At 71.1% G+C, this 17697-nt stretch carries 20 protein-coding genes; 11 read left to right on the forward strand and 9 right to left on the reverse strand.

Features of this window, described 5'->3' with window-relative positions:
- Positions 1-56: 56 nt before the first annotated feature.
- Positions 57-1055, reverse strand: coding sequence for an inorganic phosphate transporter (locus ACFYYB_RS39050; RefSeq protein WP_266878906.1), 999 nt, complete (start codon positions 1053-1055; stop codon positions 57-59).
- Positions 1056-1060: 5 nt separating this feature from the next.
- A complete protein-coding gene (locus tag ACFYYB_RS39055) occupies positions 1061-1681 on the reverse strand; it encodes a DUF47 domain-containing protein (protein ID WP_388507743.1) in 621 nt (206 codons plus the stop codon).
- A gap of 194 nt (positions 1682-1875) precedes the next feature.
- Between ACFYYB_RS39055 and ACFYYB_RS39060 the strand changes: the two genes are divergently transcribed.
- Positions 1876-2226 carry a metal-sensitive transcriptional regulator gene (locus tag ACFYYB_RS39060; RefSeq protein ID WP_389442858.1) on the forward strand — a complete coding sequence of 117 codons (351 nt, stop codon included), beginning with the start codon at positions 1876-1878 and terminating at the stop codon, positions 2224-2226.
- A gap of 50 nt (positions 2227-2276) precedes the next feature.
- Here ACFYYB_RS39060 and ACFYYB_RS39065 read toward each other — a convergent pair whose 3' ends face one another.
- Positions 2277-2432, reverse strand: coding sequence for a hypothetical protein (locus tag ACFYYB_RS39065; protein ID WP_250744641.1), 156 nt, complete (start codon positions 2430-2432; stop codon positions 2277-2279).
- A gap of 148 nt (positions 2433-2580) precedes the next feature.
- Complete coding sequence (locus ACFYYB_RS39070; protein WP_389442860.1) at positions 2581-3450, reverse strand: hypothetical protein; 870 nt, start codon at positions 3448-3450, stop codon at positions 2581-2583.
- 190 nt (positions 3451-3640) lie between these two features.
- Here ACFYYB_RS39070 and ACFYYB_RS39075 point away from each other — a divergent pair, with 190 nt between their 5' ends.
- Together ACFYYB_RS39075 and ACFYYB_RS39080 are read left to right on the forward strand one after the other, a co-directional pair.
- Positions 3641-3826, forward strand: coding sequence for a hypothetical protein (locus ACFYYB_RS39075; RefSeq protein WP_389442862.1), 186 nt, complete (start codon positions 3641-3643; stop codon positions 3824-3826).
- 146 nt (positions 3827-3972) lie between these two features.
- Complete coding sequence (locus ACFYYB_RS39080) at positions 3973-4206, forward strand: hypothetical protein (protein WP_389442864.1); 234 nt, start codon at positions 3973-3975, stop codon at positions 4204-4206.
- A 141-nt stretch (positions 4207-4347) separates the two neighbouring features.
- Here ACFYYB_RS39080 and ACFYYB_RS39085 read toward each other — a convergent pair whose 3' ends face one another.
- From ACFYYB_RS39085 to ACFYYB_RS39100, 4 genes are all read right to left on the reverse strand, one after another.
- Entirely contained in the window at positions 4348-5061 is a 714-nt protein-coding gene (locus tag ACFYYB_RS39085) for a phosphatase PAP2 family protein (RefSeq protein WP_389442866.1), read from the reverse strand.
- A gap of 212 nt (positions 5062-5273) precedes the next feature.
- On the reverse strand, positions 5274-6293 hold the full coding sequence (locus tag ACFYYB_RS39090) for an NlpC/P60 family protein (protein ID WP_389442869.1): 1020 nt from the start codon (positions 6291-6293) through the stop codon (positions 5274-5276).
- Positions 6294-6468: 175 nt separating this feature from the next.
- Entirely contained in the window at positions 6469-7284 is an 816-nt protein-coding gene (locus ACFYYB_RS39095; RefSeq protein WP_389442871.1) for a thioesterase family protein, read from the reverse strand.
- Positions 7285-7359: 75 nt separating this feature from the next.
- Positions 7360-7968 (reverse strand): LysE family translocator, encoded by a 609-nt coding sequence (locus ACFYYB_RS39100; RefSeq protein WP_389442873.1) that lies wholly within the window; start codon positions 7966-7968, stop codon positions 7360-7362.
- Between the two features lie 91 nt (positions 7969-8059).
- Here ACFYYB_RS39100 and ACFYYB_RS39105 point away from each other — a divergent pair, with 91 nt between their 5' ends.
- The 8 genes from ACFYYB_RS39105 (at position 8060) to ACFYYB_RS39140 (ending at position 16981) form a co-directional block, all read left to right on the forward strand.
- The gene (locus ACFYYB_RS39105; RefSeq protein ID WP_389442875.1) at positions 8060-8938 is read left to right on the forward strand and encodes a pentapeptide repeat-containing protein; all 879 of its coding nucleotides are present in this window, start codon (positions 8060-8062) and stop codon (positions 8936-8938) included.
- Between the two features lie 188 nt (positions 8939-9126).
- A complete protein-coding gene (locus tag ACFYYB_RS39110) occupies positions 9127-9414 on the forward strand; it encodes a hypothetical protein (protein ID WP_389442877.1) in 288 nt (95 codons plus the stop codon).
- Positions 9415-9751: 337 nt separating this feature from the next.
- The gene (locus tag ACFYYB_RS39115) at positions 9752-10060 is read left to right on the forward strand and encodes a hypothetical protein (protein WP_008742356.1); all 309 of its coding nucleotides are present in this window, start codon (positions 9752-9754) and stop codon (positions 10058-10060) included.
- An 85-nt stretch (positions 10061-10145) separates the two neighbouring features.
- Positions 10146-10961, forward strand: coding sequence for a hypothetical protein (locus ACFYYB_RS39120; RefSeq protein WP_389442879.1), 816 nt, complete (start codon positions 10146-10148; stop codon positions 10959-10961).
- Positions 10951-12264: a hypothetical protein gene (locus tag ACFYYB_RS39125; protein WP_389442881.1), complete on the forward strand. Its 1314-nt coding sequence runs from the start codon at positions 10951-10953 to the stop codon at positions 12262-12264. Before ACFYYB_RS39120 ends, ACFYYB_RS39125 begins: the two co-directional genes overlap by 11 nt.
- Positions 12261-13823 carry an SCO6880 family protein gene (locus ACFYYB_RS39130; RefSeq protein WP_389442883.1) on the forward strand — a complete coding sequence of 521 codons (1563 nt, stop codon included), beginning with the start codon at positions 12261-12263 and terminating at the stop codon, positions 13821-13823. Before ACFYYB_RS39125 ends, ACFYYB_RS39130 begins: the two co-directional genes overlap by 4 nt.
- A gap of 19 nt (positions 13824-13842) precedes the next feature.
- The gene (locus tag ACFYYB_RS39135; RefSeq protein ID WP_389442885.1) at positions 13843-15258 is read left to right on the forward strand and encodes an ATP-binding protein; all 1416 of its coding nucleotides are present in this window, start codon (positions 13843-13845) and stop codon (positions 15256-15258) included.
- 1 nt (position 15259) lies between these two features.
- Positions 15260-16981, forward strand: coding sequence for a type VI secretion protein (locus tag ACFYYB_RS39140; protein ID WP_389442887.1), 1722 nt, complete (start codon positions 15260-15262; stop codon positions 16979-16981).
- On the opposite strand, the gene ACFYYB_RS39145 is transcribed toward ACFYYB_RS39140, so the two are convergent.
- The gene (locus ACFYYB_RS39145; protein WP_389442889.1) at positions 16978-17535 is read right to left on the reverse strand and encodes a GNAT family N-acetyltransferase; all 558 of its coding nucleotides are present in this window, start codon (positions 17533-17535) and stop codon (positions 16978-16980) included. The genes ACFYYB_RS39140 and ACFYYB_RS39145 overlap by 4 nt on opposite strands.
- Between the last annotated feature and the right edge of the window lie 162 nt (positions 17536-17697).

Here is a 17697-nt window from a genome sequence, read left to right on the forward strand (position 1 = left end):
GCCGATCCGGCGGGGCGCACTGGGGTGCTCGTGTACGACGAGCAAAGCGCCTACGGTCACACGAAGGCGAGGTTGACCACCCAGAAGCTGAGCGCCGCGACCAGCGCCGCGGCCGGCATGGTGATGAACCAGCCCAGGATGATGTTCTTGGCGACGCCCCAGCGGACCGCGTTCACCCGCTTGGTCGCGCCCACGCCCATGATCGCCGAGGTGATCACGTGGGTGGTGGAGATCGGCGCGTGGAAGAGGAACGCCGATCCGAACATGATCGAGGCACCGGTGGTCTCCGCCGCGAAGCCCTGCGGCGGGTCCAGCTCGATGATCTTGCGGCCGAGGGTGCGCATGATGCGCCAGCCGCCCGCGTACGTACCCAGCGAGAGCATCACGGCACACGCGATCTTGACCCAGACCGGGATCTCGTCGCCCGCGCTGTTCACGTCGGCGATGACCAGGGCCATCATCACGATGCCCATGGTCTTCTGCGCGTCCTGCAGACCGTGGCCGAGGGCCATGCCGGCCGCCGACACCGTCTGCGCGATGCGGAAACCGCGCTTGGCCTTGTGCGGGTTGGCCCGGCGGAACATCCACAGGATGGCGACCATCACCAGGTAACCGACGACGAGGCCGACCACCGGCGAGACGAACATCGGGATGACGACCTTGTCGACCACTCCCGACCAGAGCACCTCCGTACCGCCCGCCAGCGCCGCGCCCACCATGCCGCCGAACAGCGCGTGCGAGGAGGACGAGGGCAGGCCGAAGTACCAGGTGATCAGGTTCCACACGATCGCGCCGACGAGCGCCGCGAAGAGGATCCACATGCCCCGGTTGCCGTGGGGCGTCTCGATCAGGCCCTCGCTCACCGTCTTGGCGACCCCGCTGCCGAGGAAGGCACCGGCGAGGTTCATGACCGCGGCCATCGCCAGCGCCGCGCGCGGGGTCAGCGCACGGGTCGAGACCGAGGTCGCGATCGCGTTCGCGGAGTCGTGAAAACCATTCGTATACGTAAAGCCGAGCGCGACACCGATGGTCACGATCAGAGCGAAGGTGTCCACGAGGTTCAGGACTCCTTGACCGCGATGGTCTCCACCGTGTTCGCGACGTGCTCGAACGCGTCGGCCGCCTCTTCGAGCACGTCGACGATCTGCTTGAGCTTCAGCACCTCCATGGCGTCGTACTTGCCATTGAAGAGCTGGGCGAGCAGCTTGCGGTGGATCTGGTCGGCCTGGTTCTCGAGGCGGTTGACCTCGATCCAGTACTCGGTCAGGTTCTCCATCGTGCGCAGGTGGGGCATGGCCTCGGCGGTCAGCTCGGCCGCGCGCGCCAGTACCTCGATCTGCTGCTCGACGCCCTTGGGCAGTTCCTCCACGTTGTAGAGGACGACCAGGTCGACCGCCTCCTCCATGAAGTCCATGATGTCGTCGAGGCAGGACGCCAGGTTGTAGATGTCCTCGCGGTCGAACGGCGTAATGAAGGAGGAGTTGAGCTGGTGGAAGATCGCGTGGGTCGCGTCGTCTCCCGCGTGCTCCGCTGCCCGCATCCGCTCCGCGATCTCGACCCGGGCGGAGGAGTCCGCTCCGAGCAGTTCCATGAGGAGCTTCGAGCCCGTGACGATGTTGTCCGCGGATGCGGCGAACATGTCGTAGAAGCTCGTCTCCCTGGGGGTCAGACGAAATCGCACGTGAGGTCCTCGGGGTGCATTGGATTCGGTCAGGCTGATGCTAGGCGCATCCCCCGGCCACGGCTAACCGGCCGTTCCCCAGTGTCCTCCATCAGGCAGAGTGAGGACCACGAGCCCCCGCCCCTTCGGCCGGGGGCCGGTACCCTATACCCATGAGGGGTATAGGTCCCCCATTCCGGACCACGGGAGGACGCATGACTGCCATCCAGGCGGAGGGCTCCGGAGCCACCACGGACACGGCTGCCGACACGGCCGCCGCCCCGGTGCACGGCTACCACCACCAGAAGGACGAGCACCTCAAGCGCCTGCGCCGGATCGAGGGCCAGATCCGCGGGCTGCAGCGCCTCGTCGACGAGGACGTCTACTGCATCGACATACTCACGCAGGTCTCGGCGAGCACGAAGGCGCTCCAGTCCTTCGCGCTCCAGCTACTGGAGGAGCACCTGCGGCACTGCGTCGCCGACGCGGCCCTCAAGGGCGGGGGAGAGATCGACGCCAAGGTCGAGGAAGCGACGAAGGCGATCGCCCGGCTGCTGCGCACCTGACCGATGCGCAGGAAGGGCGGCCCCGGCCCCGGCCCGGGGAACAGGGGAGGTCAGCCGGACCACACGCCCATCAGCACCTCGTCGATCCGGTCCTGGCTGAGCCTCTCCTCGGCCACGGCCGACGCCGCGATGATCAACTCTCCGCACAGCTCGATCTCGGCGAGAGCCACGAGGTCCTGCACCGTCGAACCGCCTGCGGGAGTCACGCGAGTCACCTCAATCTGCCGTCGTCCGGTCGCCGGCGCTCGGCTTCTCAGCGTAGGGAGCGCGCGGCGCGGCGCGCATGACACGGATGGACCATTTCCGGCTACCGCGCCATGACCCGATCGCGCCGCCCCCGGGGGCCCCGGCCGGCTAATCGGCGATCTTCCCGGCGTAAATGTCCCGTTCGGCGGGCAATACGACGGTGACCGGGGTCCCGAAGCCGTAGAGCAGCGTGGTGGAGGACACATCGATCACGCCATCGTTGACGTAGGTGAAGCGGTGGCGGACCTTCCGCAGCAGTCCCTCGGAGTCGAGGTAGGCGTCGAACGGCACCGCGTCCTTGCCGAACCCTTTCGCCGCCGCCTCCAGCGCCCCCTTCACCGCCGGTGAGGCCTGCGCCGCGGCCCGCGCGATATCGGTCGTACCCCGGTAGTGCCGCACCTTGGTCCCGCCCACCTCGGTCTCGCCGACGTACGTCACCTCCTGCGCCCCGCGCAGCAGCTCGGCGGCGGCCATCGGGTCGGTGGCCCCGCCGGTGACGAGGTTCCCGTCGGCCAGGGCGGTCGTGTCGACGCGGACCCACTTGTCGGCGGGGACGCCCGCGCCCCGGTTCTTCATGTAGAGCGCGCCGGGCACCAGCAGCTCGGTGATCGGCCGGTGCTCGGCCTTGCCCTTGGCGTCGTCGGGGAGCATGACGAGCAGCTGCCCCATGCGGTTCTTGAAGTCGACCCCGCCCTCGCCCCGGATCGTGACCCGGGTGCCGCCCGTGGCCATCTCCATGGCCGTACGGGCCTGCGCGCTCCCGGTCCTGGCCAGCGCGTCGGCGGCCGCGCGGACCGTGGCCGCCGGGTCGCCGGAGGCCCGGCCGTCGTCGCCGGCCCCGCCGCCCGCGGCGGACCGGCCGTCATCGCCCGCGACGGCGTCGCCGCCGCACCCGCTCAACGCCGCCACCGCCAGGGCCAGGCCGACCGCGACCGCAGCCCGACCCGCGCGCCCTCGCCTGTGCTGGTGCACCACCATCGCCTGCCAACCCCCAACGCGTGACCGCTTTTTGCCCGAGGCCCCACCCGCTCCGCTTAACGAGGTCCCGGGCCTCCCGTCACGGCCGCGGCCTCCCCGCCCCGGGCCAGTGCCCCACCCGCCCCCGGCCCGGTACCTTGGTGGAGTGGAACCGCACACCGAAGCGACTTTCGCCCCTCCGCTTGCCGCAGTGCCGCTGCCCCGCGATCCCTCGGGCCCGGCGCCGGCACCCTCCACCGATCACGCCGCTCACGCCACGAGCACCTCCGAGCGGGGCTCGTTCAGCCTGGCCGTCTGTACCTGCGGCTGGCGCGGCCCGGCCCGCCGCTCCCGCGACCTGGCCCGCAAGGACGCCACCGGCCACGCCCCGGAGTAGCCGGGGGCACCGGCACGGCACTCGCCCGAAAGCCCGCCCGCCACCGACCCGGCCGGATCCGGTCCGCCCGCGGGTCGCCCGCCCACGAGTCGCCCGATCGGACGGCCCGGCTGGCCGACGCGCCCGGGAGCGGTTGCCCTTGACTCATGCCCGGACCCGCGCCACGACTCGCCGCCCTCACCTGGGCCCTGCTGATCGCGTTCGCCCCCGCCACCCCGGCCCGGGCCAGCCCCGTGGGCACGGCCGACGGGCCCGGCGACGTCGCCCTGGCCATCGGCCTCACCGCCGCCGCGGCCACCGGCACCGGGCTGTGGCTGCGCTCCCGCTACCGGCGCTCCGACGCGAAGGCGGACGCCGCGGACCACGGCGGCGATCCGTGACCCCGCCCCCGCGGTCCCGCCCGGCCGCGGTCCGGGTCTGCTTCGGGGCCGCGGCACTGTGCCTGCTGGCGGCCGTGGTGCTGAGCGTCTGGGACTCGTACCGCATCGGCTGACTCCGCCGGCACCCCCCGGAGGGCCGCGTCAGGCCGCGAGGTCGCTCTCGTGCCCGCGCGCCGCGGGCTCGGTCGCCGCGAGGTCCACCGGGCGGGGTACCACCCGCTCGCGTGCCCGGACCAGTACGCCCAGGCGCGGGGACCGGGCCACGGCCCGTACCACCGGGGTCAGCAGCGCCATCGCGAGCGGCGCGAGCAGCAGCACCACCGCGGTGCCCAGGGCGAGACCGCCGATGACGTCGGTCGGATAGTGCAAGCCCATGTAGACCCGCGTGAACCCTTCCGCCAGGGCCAGGCCGATGCCGATGAAGCCGAGCTTGCGGTGGGCGACGAACAGGCCGACGCCGAGCGCCATCGCGAGCGTGGCGTGGTCGCTGACGAACGAGAAGGCGCTGTGGCCGATCCCGGCGCCGGGCTCCAGCACCTCGACCCCGCCGTGCTGCGCGGCCGGCCGCGGCCGGCCCACGAACTCGCGCAGCGGGATGTTGAGGAGCAGCGCGGCCGAGGCGGCGAGCGGAGCCCACACGAGCGCGGTGAAGGTCTCGACGGCGGCGGGCTCGTCCTGCCGGCGCGCTCCGCGCCAGCACCAGAGCACCAGGAGGACGAGGGCCAGCAGGATCCCGTACTCCCCGACGACCGCGACCGTCCGGTCCAGCCAGCCGGGGGCCTGGCGCGCCAGTCCGTTGATCTCGTACAGCAGGCTTACATCCACGTTCGGCCCACCTGTTGTGAGTCCAGCCATGGTGATGCGGCCCCTTGCCCTTGCCTTGGTACCCGTACGGCCGCACGCCTGTGTGCGGCCCTTCGCCCCCCGGTGATCAATCCGGCCTCGTACTCGTCCTGCCCCCAGTGACCATGGAACGCTCGTTCTGGCGGCTACGTTCCGCTCTCCACGGAATGATCACCCCAACGTTATCGAAGAGTGACTCATCGTTGCAGCTCAGGGCCTTCGCTTCACACTGTGTTGCCGACGCCCTCGCGCCGGGGCAGGGCCTCCGCCCCGTCCTTCGTCACCCGCGTCGCACCGAAGTAGTCGGGCGTGTCGATCTTGTCGAAGCGGATCACGGCCCCGGTGAACGGGGCGTTGATCATGTATCCGCCGCCCACATAGAGCCCGACGTGCCGGATCTCCCGGGAGTTCGTCAGATCGTCGGAGAAGAACACCAGGTCCCCCGGCAGCAGTTCCGCGCGCGAGGGATGCGGACCGGCGTTGTACTGGTCGTTCGCCACGCGCGGCAGGTCGACGCCCACCGACTCGTACGCCGCCTTGGTCAGACCCGAGCAGTCGAAGCGCCCGCCCTGCTCGGGCGTCCCGTTCCCGCCCCACAAGTACGGGGTCCCCAGCTGCTTCTGCGCGAAGTAGATCGCCCCGGCGGCCTGCTGGGAGGGCGCGACCCGTCCGACGGGGGCCTCGAAGCTCTTGGCGAGGGTCGTGATCGTCTTCACGTACCCCTGGGTCTCCCGGTACGGCGGGACGCCCCCGTACTGCTTCACCGCGCCGGGACCCGCGTTGTAGGCGGCCAGCATGTTCTTCACCGCGTCCCCGGGCACCTTGGACACGTACCGGGCCAGCGAGCAGTCGTACGAAGCCGCCGACGGGATCGCGTCGTTCGGGTCCCAGATGTCACGGTCGCCGTCGCCGTCGCCGTCGATGCCGTGCGTCGCCCACGTGCCCGGGATGAACTGCGCGATGCCCCGCGCGTCGGCCGGGCTCACCGCACCCGGGTTCCAGCCGCTCTCCGAGTAGAGCTGGGCGGCCAGCAGCGCAGGGGTGAGCGTCGGGCAGAGGTTTCCCCACTTCTGCACGAGGGACTGGTACTTCCCCGGCACGGCACCCTTGGCGAGCCCGGAGGCCCGCCCGCCGACGCCGGTCGCGATGCCCGCGGCCGCCGAGTACGTACCGATCACGAGCAGGGCGAGAAAGCACAGGCACGCCCCGAAGCTGATTCCACCGACCACCCAGAGTCTGCGCACCCGCCAACCTTCCCCCATCGAACGGCTTTTCCCGGCGCTCCCGCCACCCCGTGTCGAATCATCCCGCCGGCAAGGCGGCACAGGAACCAACGCAGCCGGGGCACTTGGAGCACAGACCCCGGCGGACGGGTGAACTCATAGGACGATACGAAGTATTCGGCCCCGCTCCCCCTCCCTACCCCCTCGGGGCGACGAACAGGCTCTGCGCGCTCCGCCCGATCGGGCCCTTCTCGTCGTGCAGCCGCGCGTCCGCCAGCCCGATGCCCGCCGCGTCCACGCTCGTACGGGCCTCCACGCACACCCATTCACCGACCGGATGGCGGTGCAGGTGCACGGTGAGATCGCCGTTGACGAAGAGGTACCGGCCGAAGTCCACGACCGCGCTGATGCCGTTCCCCGAGTCCGCCGCGACCAGCACTCGATCCAGGGGCCGGGGCTCCTCCCCGGCGACGAGCGGCACCCGCATCCGCATCCAGCAGGTCCCCGGACCCAGTTCGACGAACGCGCCCCGCGCGAAGCGGGTCTCCATCGCCGAGTGGTAGCCCTTCTCCCACGGCACCGGAAAGAACGGCGCCGGCCCCACCTCACCCGGCGGCGGCAGCTCCGGCGCGGGCACCACGGACGGTACGGAGTCCTCGGCCACCCGGATCCGCAGCGCCCGCGCCAGCATCACGGGCGCGGCCCCGGCGGGCGCGAGCGCGGCCTCGACCACCTCGGTGCCCCGGCCGGCCCGCAGCACGCTGGTCGTCAGCTCCAACGGGCCGATCGGCACCGGGCGCAGGATCTCGTAGGTGATCCGGGCGATCCGCATGTCGGCGCGCCCACCCGGCCGTTCCTCGATCGCCCGCCCGAGCAGCGCGGCCGGCGGCCCGGCGTGCTGCGACCCGGGATCCCACGGCCCGCGCGTGTAACCGCTCGCCAGGAACCGCCCCCCGTCGACGCGCTCGTAGAACCCCTCGACACCGCTCTCGACACCACTCCCGGCACCCATGCCGGCCACGCTACCGACTGGTAATCCACCGACGCCAGCCCCGCTCCCCTCCCCAGGGCGCCCGCCGAGCGGCACTCAGCGGGCGAAGCCCAGCCCCACCCCGAGCCCCACCAGGACCGAGCCGATGGCCCGGTTCAGCGTCTTCTGCGCCTTCAGCATCCGGTCGCGCAGAAGCGAGTTGGAGAAGAACAGCGCGACCGCACCGAACCAGCCCAGGTGCGCCGCCGACATGAACAGGCCGTACCCGGCCTGCTGCCACACCGGGGTCCCCGGCCCGACCACCTGCGTGAAGGTGGACACGACGAACAGCGTGGTCTTCGGGTTGAGCACATTGGTCAGGAATCCGCTCCGCAGCGCCCCGAACGGCGTCAGCCCGCCCTTCTCCTCCAGGTCCACGGCCACCTCGGTCCGCGCCCGGAAGGTCCGTATCCCGATCCACACCAGGTACGCGGCGCCCGCGAGCTTGATCACCGTGAACAGTTCGGCGGAGGAGGCGATCAGCAGACCGACCCCGAGCATCGTGTACGAGACGTGGACCAGCACCCCGGCCGCGACCCCCGCCGCCGCGAACAGGCCGGTGGGCCGCCCGTAGAGGTAGCTGTTGCGGACGACCATGGCGAAATCGGCGCCGGGACTGATGACGGCGAGGAAGGTGATGACGGCTACTGCGATCACTTCGGTCATACGGCGATGCTCGCCGGACCCACCCACGGCGATCAAGGCCTTTCCGCCACCCGAGCACCACCCAACTCCCCCACGGGGAGACAATGGGGACGTGCCCAAGCCCCAGCCCGCCGGCCCGTCCGGCCCCGCCCGCCCCGGCGCCCCCGCCCCGCTCCCCCTCCTGCGGGCGGACTGCGCCAACTGCTTCGCGCTCTGCTGCGTAGCCCTGCCCTTCTCCAAATCCACCGACTTCGCCGTGAACAAGCCCGCCGGCACCCCCTGCAAGAACCTCCGGCAGGACTTCGGCTGCGGCATCCACACCGGGCTGCGCGACAAGGGCTTCCCGGGCTGCACCGTCTTCGACTGCTTCGGCGCCGGCCAGCAGGTCTCCCAGATCACCTTCGGCGGCCGGGACTGGCGCTCCCACCCCGCCACCAAGGCCACGATGTTCACGGTCTTCCCGGTGATGCGGAACCTGCACGAGCTCCTCTTCTACCTCGCCGAGGCCCTCACCCTCACCGAGGCCCTCCCGCTCCCCGCCGAACACTCCCTCCGCACCCAACTGCGCACCGCACTGGCCGACACCACCCGATGGACCGGGGCCACCCCCCAAACCCTCGCGGAGTTCGACATCACCCCGCTGCGCCAGGAGGCGAACACCCTCCTGCTCCAGACCAGCGAGCTCGTACGGGCCAAGGTGGCGGGCCGCAAGAAGAACCACCGCGGCGCCGACCTGATGGGTGCCCGCCTCCCCGGCGCGAACCTGCGCGGAGCCAACCTCCGCGGGGCCTACCTGATCGCCGCCGACCTCAGGGGCGCCGACCTGCGCACGGCCGACCTGATCGGCGCGGACTTCCGCGACACCGACCTGCGCGACGCCGACCTCACCGGCGCCCTCTTCCTCACCCAGCCCCAGCTGAACGCGGCCCGGGGCAACCCCGCGACCCGCATCCCGCCCTCCCTCACCCGCCCCGCGCACTGGCTCGCGTAGGAGGCGGTCCGGGCCCGCCCGCCGGGGACGGCGGCGGCGCACACCGCCCACCCATGCGCCCCCGGCGCATCCATCCGCCCCTCCACGGACGCCACCGCCCGAAACCAAAGCCCTACGGTGAGCCACACAACCGGAGGCCGGCCATCCGAGCCGACTCCGGCTCCGACCCCCCTGGAGGCTCCCCCACCATGCGACGCCCGACCACGACCCTCGGCACCCTCGCGGCCGCCGCCGTCCTCACCCTCGGCCTCGGCGGCTCCGCGCACGCGTCCACGGGCGAACTGGTCATCAACGGCCAACCGATCCACGACCCGTCCGGCTGCGTCCTGCACAACGGCCCCGCCGCGGTCACGAACCACACCGACAGCCCGGTCTTCATCACCAGCGGCCGCTGGTGCACCGGCACGGCCATCGCCGTCATCCACGCCGGCGAGACCCGCTTCGCCCCGTTCGCCGCGAACATCCTCGTCCCGTAGCCCACACCCTCACGGGTGCCGCCCCCGGCCCGCTCACGCCCCGGGCGCGGCACCCGTTGCGCCAAACGGCGCGGCCCCATCCGAGCCACCACCGCACCGAGACGACAATCATTGCCCGCGGTCACACCTCGTGATACACAGAGTGACCATACGTTCTTTCCCCCACACGCCGCCCGACCCCAGGTCAGGACATACGGACGACGCCCGGGGCGACAGATCGGGTAAAGAGAGCAGCGAAGTCGACATACGACGGCGGTTTCATCAGGGAAGATAGGGCGTGACCCCTGCCGTCCGGGCACGGGCTACCGGAACTACCCATACAGGGGCGGTGAGTTACATGATCCTGGCAGCCGAAAAGGGCGACATCACCACCATCATCGGCGGAATCGCCCCGAACTGGGGGCCGTTCGGCAGTCTCGGCAACGAAGCGAAGGTCATGATCGAGGTGGTCATGGCCGTAGCGATCCTGCTCTGCCTGGGCATCGCCATCTGGGGCGCGGCCAAGCAGCGCATCGGCGCCACCGCACTGCGCGACACCTTCAGCGCGGAACAGGGCAAGGGCCTCATCGTGGCCGGCCTGACGGGCGTCTTCATCATCGGCTCACTGGGCACCCTCTTCACGATCGTCTACGGAATGGCCGTCTAGCCCGAGCCCTGATGAGGACTCACCACGCCGCCACTGCGCGGATACCAGCGCTACCGTCGTACGACGCGGAGGGGGCGAACACCGAATGAGCACCGACGACCAATACGGTGGCGGCGAGGTCGGCGGCACCGGCCAGACCCGTACCCGCTTCCCGGAGCCCTCGGACCCGTACGCCCCACCCCGCCGCACCCCCCGAGGCCTGATCACCGTCGTCGGCGTGGTGGTCCTCCTCATCGCGGCCATCGCCTTCGCCAACCAGTCCCGCACCCCCGAAGCCCCCCCAACAGCGGACAAGCCCCCGACCACCACCACCAACCCGACGGCAGCCACAGGCGTCCCCCCGGTGGACGGCAAGTCCGCGGGCATCCCCAAGGGCTACGCCCAGACCGAACAGGGCGCCCAATCGGCAGCGGCGAACTACGCGGTGGCACTGGGTTCTGACGGCATGTTCAGAAAGAACACCCGGCACACGCTCGTAGACGGGATCTACACACCGGACGCGGCCGCGAAACTGAGAAGCCCTCAGGACGAGGCCTACTCGGCCGCCTTCCTCGCCAAGCTCGGGCTCGACGCGAACGGCAACCCTCCACAAGGCAGCACGTTCGTCACCCGCGCCGTCCCCGTCGGCACCCGAACCGACAGCTACACGCCCGCCAACGCGAAGGTCTCCGTCTGGTACACGGGCCTCATCGGCATGTCCGGGCCGAAGTCCACCGACCCGGTACGCACGACGTGGAAGACCTGGACGTTCGAACTGGTCTGGACGGACGGAGACTGGAAGGTCCTCTCCGACACCCAGCAGGACGGCCCCGCACCGGTTCCCGGCGATGCGGTCGCGTCACCTTCCGAGGACATCAGCAAGGCCGTCAAGGAGTTCGGAGGCTTCACCTATGCCCGCTAGCCTCCGGCTCCGGGTCGGCGCCGTCGCCTCGTCCCTTCTGGCCTTCGTAGCCACAGCATCCGCTGCCCATGCCGCGCCCACACCGACGCCCTCGGCATCGACATTGCCACAGCCCAGCGCAGACCCGTGTTCCGCGCTCAGCGGGCTTGCCCGGCAGTACTGCGAGCTCGGCGACGAAGCGGCTACTGGCGGAGCATCCGGCTCCGGCGTCTCCGGCAACCCGGCCGATGCGCTGAACCCGCTCACGTCGCTGGCGAGAGGCTGCGCCGACGCCGCAGCCTGGATCGTCGGCGAACTCAGCAAGGCGGTCAACGGCACCGCCAACGTCGACTTCACCAACGGCGCCTTCCTCAAGCAGTACGCCATCGTCTTCGCCGCCTCCACCATCCTCACGCTCGTTCTCTGGCTCTTCGCCGTCGCCAAACGAGCCATCAGGGGCGTCCCCTTCACCACCGCCATGTCCGAAGCCATCGGCTTCCTCTGGCTCACCGTCCTCGCCTCCGCCTTCACCCCCCTCATCCTCTACACCATCGTCTCCGCCACCGACGGCGTCACCGAGGTCATCGCCTCCGCGACCGGCGGCCAGACCGACGTCTTCTTCGGCTCCTTCGCCGAAGCCCTCAAAAAGGGCGACGACATCGGCGGCGGCCCGATCATGCTGATCGTCGTCGCCCTCGTCACCGTCCTCGCCGCCGGCATCCTCTGCCTGGAGCTCGTGATCCGCGCCGCGCTCCTCTACGTCGGCGCCCTGCTCGGCACCGTCGTCTACGCCGGCCTCGTCGACCGCAACCTCTGGGGCCACGTCCGCCGCTGGGCGGGCATCATGATCGCCGTCATCCTCGTGAAGCCGGTCATCGTCATCGTCCTGGGACTCGCCGGAGCCCTCGCCGGAGAGAAGGGCCCGAACGCCTTCTCCGCCGTCGTCTCCGGCCTCTCGATCATCCTCCTGGCGATCTTCGCCTCCGCGATGATCTACCGCTTCGTCCCCGGCTTCGGCGACGAGATCGCCTCCGCCCGCACCAACCGCAGCAAGGCCACCGACGGCGCCCAGGCGGCCGCCGTCATCAGCTCTCCGGCCTCCCTCGTCTCCCAGGGCATCAAGACCCACAGCAGCCGCGGCGGCGGCGGAGGCGGAAGCAGCGGCGGCGGCGCCCACCGCGCCGGCGGCGACAACCAGATCTCCGGAGGCATGGCCGCACACAGCAGCCGACGCTCCGGCGGCGGGAACAGCGGCGGCCCCGCCGCCGCACCCCCGCCCCGTACGGGCTCCAGCACGAGGAACACAGGAGGTGACGGGCGGTGACGACCCAGTCCCACCAGCTCCACCCGGTCACGCCCCGCCGCACGTATCTCATCGGCCGGGCCCGGCCGAACGCGATCGTCGGCAAGAACCGCGAGACCGGCGAGATCGCCCTGATCATCGTCGGCGCGTTCCTCGGCATGATGAGCGGACTGCTCGTCCCCTCCCTCACCCTGCGCATCGTCTCCCTCGCCGGCTTCCCCATGCTCGCCCTCGCCGCCGTGTACGTCCCCTACCGCGGCCGCACCTTCTACCGCTGGTTCGAGATCAACCGCAGCTTCAAGCGCACCCTGCGCCGCGGCACGACGTTCCGCTCCGGCGCCATGGAGGCCGGCATCCGCGCCGGCGACGGCCGCGAGGTCGAGGTCGGCCCGCCCCCCGGCATCGGCCGCATCAACTGGCTCGCCGCCCCCTTCGGCCCCGACGAGATCGCCGTCCTGCTCCACGCGGACCGCAGAACCGTCACCGCGGCCATCGAGATCGAGGGGCCCGGCGTGGGCCTGCGCGACAGCGAGGACCAAGAGGCCCTCGTGGACCGCTTCGGCACCCTCCTCAAGCACGTGGCCAACGGCGACGGCTTCGTCACCCGCCTCCAGATGCTCGTACGCACCCTGCCCGCCGACCCGGAGGCCCACGACAAGGACGTCGCCGCCCGCGGCGACACCCACGCCCCCGTCTGGCTGCGCGATTCGTACGACCAGCTCCAGTCGATGGTGTCGACCTCCTCGGAGCAGCACCGCGCCTACCTCGTCGCCTGCATCCACTTCACCCGCGAACTCGCCGCCGAGGCCCACACCATCGCCCGCGCCGCGGCCCCCCACAAGGGCCGCAGGGTCGACCGTGACGCCGGCCTCGCCATCGTCATGGCCCGCGAGCTCACCGACATCTGCGCCCGCCTCGCCGAGGCCGACATCCGCGTCCGCCAGCCGCTGGGCCAGGGCCGCCTCGCCTCCCTCGTGCATTCCATGTACGACCCGGACCACCCCATCGACCACATCCAGGCCATGACCAAGCGCAACGCCTGGCCCGCCGAACTGGACGCCGTCGAACCGACCTACCTCCAGGCCAAGACCCGCGAGTCCTCCACCCGCGCCCCCTGGTGCCACGCCACGGCCTGGGTGAAGGAATGGCCGATGACCCCGGTCGGCGTGAACTTCCTCGCCCCGCTCCTCGTCCACACCCCCGACGTCATCCGCACGGTCGCCGTCACCATGGACCTGGAACCCACCGAGATCGCCATCGAGCGCATGCTCACGGAGAAGACCAACGACGAGGCCGACGCCAGCCGCGCCGCCAAGATGAACCGCACCGTCGACCCCCGGGACATCGCCGCCCACGGCCGGCTCGACCAGCGCGGCGAAGACCTCGCGAGCGGCGCCGCCGGCGTCAACCTGGTCGGGTACATCACGGTCTCCTCCCGCTCCCCCGAAGCCCTCGCCCGCGACAAGCGCACCATCCGCGCCTCGGCGGGCAAGTCCTACCTGAAGCTCGAGTGGTGCGACCGCGAGCACCACCGCGCCTTCGTCAACACCCTGCCGTTCGCCACCGGCATCCGACGCTAGCTGGAGGGAATGGCCGCCCATGCGAGATCCCATGTCCGCCCTGACGGACGCCTTCACCAGCTTCCTGTTCGGCAAGGTAGAAACCACCCGCCTGCCCGTCCGCACGTCCACGGGACAGGCACAAGCGGTCTACCTCCCCACCGCCGCCCCCGGTCTCGGCGACTCCGGCGTCATCATCGGCCGTGAGGTCTACAGCGGCAAGGGCTACATCTACGACCCCTTCCAGCTGTACGGCCAGCAACTCCCGGCCCCCCACTGGCTGGTCCTCGGCGAATCCGGCAACGGCAAGTCGGCCCTGGAGAAGACCTACGTCCTGCGCCAGCTCCGCTTCCGGGACCGCCAGGTCGTCGTCCTGGACGCCCAGGGCGAGGACGGCGTCGGCGAGTGGAACCTCATCGCCCAGCAGCTGGGAATAACCCCCATCCGCCTGGACCCCATCGCCGCGAACGACGACGGGATCCGCCTCAACCCCCTCGACCCGGCGATCACCGCGACGGGCCAGCTCGCGCTGCTCCGCACCATCATCGAAGTGGCCATGGGGCACGGCCTGGACGAGCGCTCCGGCTTCGCCCTCAAGGTCGCGCACGCCTACGTGGTGGAAACCATCACGGACCGCCAGCCGGTCCTGATGGACATCGTGGAACAACTGCGACACCCGGAACCGGAATCGGCCCAGTCCATGAACGTGGCCATAGACGATGTCCGCGCCTGGGGCCTGGACGTCGCCCTCGTCATCGACCGCCTGGTCGACGGCGACCTCCGCGGCATGTTCGACGGCCCGACCACGGTGGGCATCGACCTCGACGCCCCCCTCATCGTCTTCGACCTCTCCCACATCGACCGCAACTCCATCGCCATGCCGATCCTGATGGCGATCGTCGGCGTATGGCTGGAACACACCTGGATCCGCCCGGACCGCAAGAAGCGCATCTTCCTGGTCGAAGAGGCCTGGCACATCATCAACAGCCCCTTCGTGGCCCAGCTCTTCCAGCGCCTCCTCAAGTTCGGCCGGCGCCTCGGCCTGTCCTTCGTGGCGGTCGTCCACCACCTCTCGGACGTCGTGGACGGCGCGGCGGCCCGAGAAGCGGCAGCCATCCTCAAAATGGCCTCGACCCGCACGATCTACGCTCAAAAGGCGGACGAGGCCCGCGCCACGGGCCGCGTCCTGGGCCTCCCCCGCTGGGCGGTGGAAATCATCCCCACCCTCACTCCCGGCATCGCGGTGTGGGACGTGAACGGCAACGTCCAGGTCGTCAAACACCTGATCACCGAAGCCGAACGCCCCCTGGTCTTCACCGACCGCGCCATGACGGAATCCTCGGTCCAGCACCGCCTGCCCGACGACCTCCTCGCAGCCGAACTGGAGACAGAAGAGCGGGCCCTCCTGATGGAACGCCACCGCAACGCCGGCGGCTCGGCCACCACGGTGGCCTGACATGCCCGACCGCACGGACCACCCGGCCCCCCGCCCCCAGGGCGGCATCCCGGACGGCCTCCTCGTAGGCCTCCTGGCCTTCCTCCTCGGCCTGGCCGTCCTCACCTGGACGGCCACCGGTCTGGCGGCGCTCTTCACGAAGGGCGCCTGGCCGAGCAAGGTCACCTTCACCCGCACCCCGACCGCGGTCCGCTCGCTGATAGCTCAACCCCACGACATCCCGGCCGCCTGGCCGGACACACCCCCCGAGGCCCTCTCCAACTGGGGCCTCTTCTGGGGCCTGTTCATCAGCCAGCTCCTGGTCCTCCTGGTCCTGACCATCTTCACCCTCGGCGTCGTGGCCCGCACGAAATCCCGCCGCCGACTGGCCCGCCAGTCGGGGCAGCTCGACCAGTCAGGGCAGCCCGACCAGTCAGGCCGGCAAGCCCCGACTCCCGTGCCGAGTCACCCCGTCCCGGCCCCCGCATCGGCGCAGCCCCCCACGTCCCCGCCGACGACGCAGGCATACTCGGCCCCTCCGGCGTTCGAGGAGCGGGGGTCCGGGGTCCGGCCCCCGGCACCGGCCCCGCACCCGTCCACGGTCCCCATCCCCACCAAACCCCACCCGGTGGCCTCACCGATCCCGGCCTCCCCGGCGGGTCACCCCATCCCGGCCTCGCCGGCGTTCGAGGCGCAGGGCCCCGGGGGCAGAACTCCCGGCAACGGCGCCGCACCCACGGACGAGGCCTACCGCTACGGCTTCGGCTACGCCCCGACCAGGATCCCGACCCCGGCGGCCATCCCACCGCAAGGCCACCGCCTCGCCTACGCGGCACCCGAGGCCCGAACCACGGCCGCCACAGCGGCCATCGCGGAGGCCCAGGGCGCCGTCCTGGTGATCACGTCCTCACCCACCCTCTGGTCGGACACCAAGGACGCCCGCTCCAAGCTGGGCCCCGTCCTCCTCTACGACCCCTCCCACCTCTGCGACACCCCGGCCCGCATCCACTGGAGCCCCACAGAAGGCTGCGCGGACCGCGCCACCGCCGCGGCCCGCGCCATCGCGCTGCTCGCCCCGGTCCGTCCGCAGGCCCGTATGGACTCCGCCCTCGCGGACACCGCGGAAACGCTCCTGCGCAGCTGGCTCCAGGCCGCCGCCCTGGACAACCGCCCCTTCAAGCAGCTGCACCGCTGGGCCCAGGGCACCAACGCCCAGGAGCCGGTCCGCATCCTCCGCACCCACCCCCAGGCGGCAACGGCCGCCCCCGGCGCGGCCGGCGAGCTCGAGAGCGCCCTCACCGCCCACCCGGACCGCCGCGAACAGGCCCAACACCTCACGGCCCGCGCCCTGACGGCTCTCTCCTCGATCCACATCCGGGAATCCTGCACCCCGAACCGAACCGATTCCCTCTCCCTCGCATCGTTCGTCTCCGAAGGGGGCACCCTCTACGTGGTGGGCGAACCCCTTGAAGACCCCCGGGCCCACCCGGGTGCGATGCCGCTGCTGACCGCACTCGCCTCCAGCGTGGTCGAGCACGGCCGCCGCATGGCCGCACGGTCATCCGACGGTCGGCTCGACCCACCACTGACCCTGGTCTTCGAGGACGTCGCCGCCGTGGCCCCGATCCCCCAACTGCCGCAGCTCCTGCAGGACCCGACGCTCCCGCTCCTCGCCCTGTGCCGCAGCCGCGAACAGGCCCGCTCCCGCTGGCCGGAGGCGGACCTCCCCGTAGCCGCCCGCTAGGCAGGCCGCGGGAACACGTACTCCAGCTCCTTCGCGGACGGGTCGGTCGGCATCGGCACGACCTTCCCGCTGGGCACGAACCCGAACCGCCGGTAGAAGGCCTCGGCCCGCGCGTTCTGCTCGTGCACGAAGAGCCGTACGCGCGCCAGTACGGGCTCCTCCAGCCCCCAGGCCCACTCCAGCGCGGCGCCGAACAGCTCCTCGGTCAGCCCGATCCCCCGCTGCGCCGGCCGGACGAACACACCCACGAGGTGTGCCTGGTCCTGCTCGACCTCCCCGTCGAAGAAGTCCGCTGTGCCGGCCGCCTCGACGATCATGCTCACCGTGCCGACCCACTCCCCGTCGGGTCCCTCGGCGATGAACTGCCGGATGTGCCGCCCGGTCGCACCCCCGGCAGCCCGCTCCCGCCAGGAATCGTCAGACTTTGCCTCGCCCTGTTCCAAGGTCTCCAGGAAGGCCACCGGCGCGGCAGGATCCCGCAGGGCCGCGAGACGCAGCTCCTTCACCTTGTCCCACTCTTCAGCCCGAATCGGCCGTATCACGTACTCGTTCATAGCCCGGGATCCTAACCAGCCGGCCGCCGCGACTTCACCCGAGTTTCCACACCACACATTAATTGGCCCGTAAACGCAGAAAAGCCCCGTACCAGTTCCCTGGTACGGGGCTTTCCACAATGATTGTTCGGCGGCGTCCTACTCTCCCACAGGGTCCCCCCT

Origin of the sequence: Streptomyces sp. NPDC002886 (assembly GCF_042888445.1) — a bacterium.
Classification (GTDB): Bacteria; Actinomycetota; Actinomycetes; order Streptomycetales; family Streptomycetaceae; genus Streptomyces.

Excerpts from the sequence above, each read along its gene's own strand:
- ACFYYB_RS39060 (WP_389442858.1), top strand. The coding sequence starts at position 1,876 with ATGACTGCCATCCAGGCGGAGGGCTCCGGAGCCACCACGGACACGGCT.
- ACFYYB_RS39070 (WP_389442860.1), bottom strand. The coding sequence starts at position 3,450 with ATGGTGGTGCACCAGCACAGGCGAGGGCGCGCGGGTCGGGCTGCGGTC.
- ACFYYB_RS39080 (WP_389442864.1), top strand. The coding sequence starts at position 3,973 with ATGCCCGGACCCGCGCCACGACTCGCCGCCCTCACCTGGGCCCTGCTG.
- ACFYYB_RS39085 (WP_389442866.1), bottom strand. The coding sequence starts at position 5,061 with ATGGCTGGACTCACAACAGGTGGGCCGAACGTGGATGTAAGCCTGCTG.
- ACFYYB_RS39095 (WP_389442871.1), bottom strand. The coding sequence starts at position 7,284 with ATGGGTGCCGGGAGTGGTGTCGAGAGCGGTGTCGAGGGGTTCTACGAG.
- ACFYYB_RS39100 (WP_389442873.1), bottom strand. The coding sequence starts at position 7,968 with ATGACCGAAGTGATCGCAGTAGCCGTCATCACCTTCCTCGCCGTCATC.
- ACFYYB_RS39110 (WP_389442877.1), top strand. The coding sequence starts at position 9,127 with ATGCGACGCCCGACCACGACCCTCGGCACCCTCGCGGCCGCCGCCGTC.
- ACFYYB_RS39115 (WP_008742356.1), top strand. The coding sequence starts at position 9,752 with ATGATCCTGGCAGCCGAAAAGGGCGACATCACCACCATCATCGGCGGA.
- ACFYYB_RS39120 (WP_389442879.1), top strand. The coding sequence starts at position 10,146 with ATGAGCACCGACGACCAATACGGTGGCGGCGAGGTCGGCGGCACCGGC.
- ACFYYB_RS39125 (WP_389442881.1), top strand. The coding sequence starts at position 10,951 with ATGCCCGCTAGCCTCCGGCTCCGGGTCGGCGCCGTCGCCTCGTCCCTT.
- ACFYYB_RS39135 (WP_389442885.1), top strand. The coding sequence starts at position 13,843 with ATGCGAGATCCCATGTCCGCCCTGACGGACGCCTTCACCAGCTTCCTG.
- ACFYYB_RS39140 (WP_389442887.1), top strand. The coding sequence starts at position 15,260 with ATGCCCGACCGCACGGACCACCCGGCCCCCCGCCCCCAGGGCGGCATC.
- ACFYYB_RS39145 (WP_389442889.1), bottom strand. The coding sequence starts at position 17,535 with ATGAACGAGTACGTGATACGGCCGATTCGGGCTGAAGAGTGGGACAAG.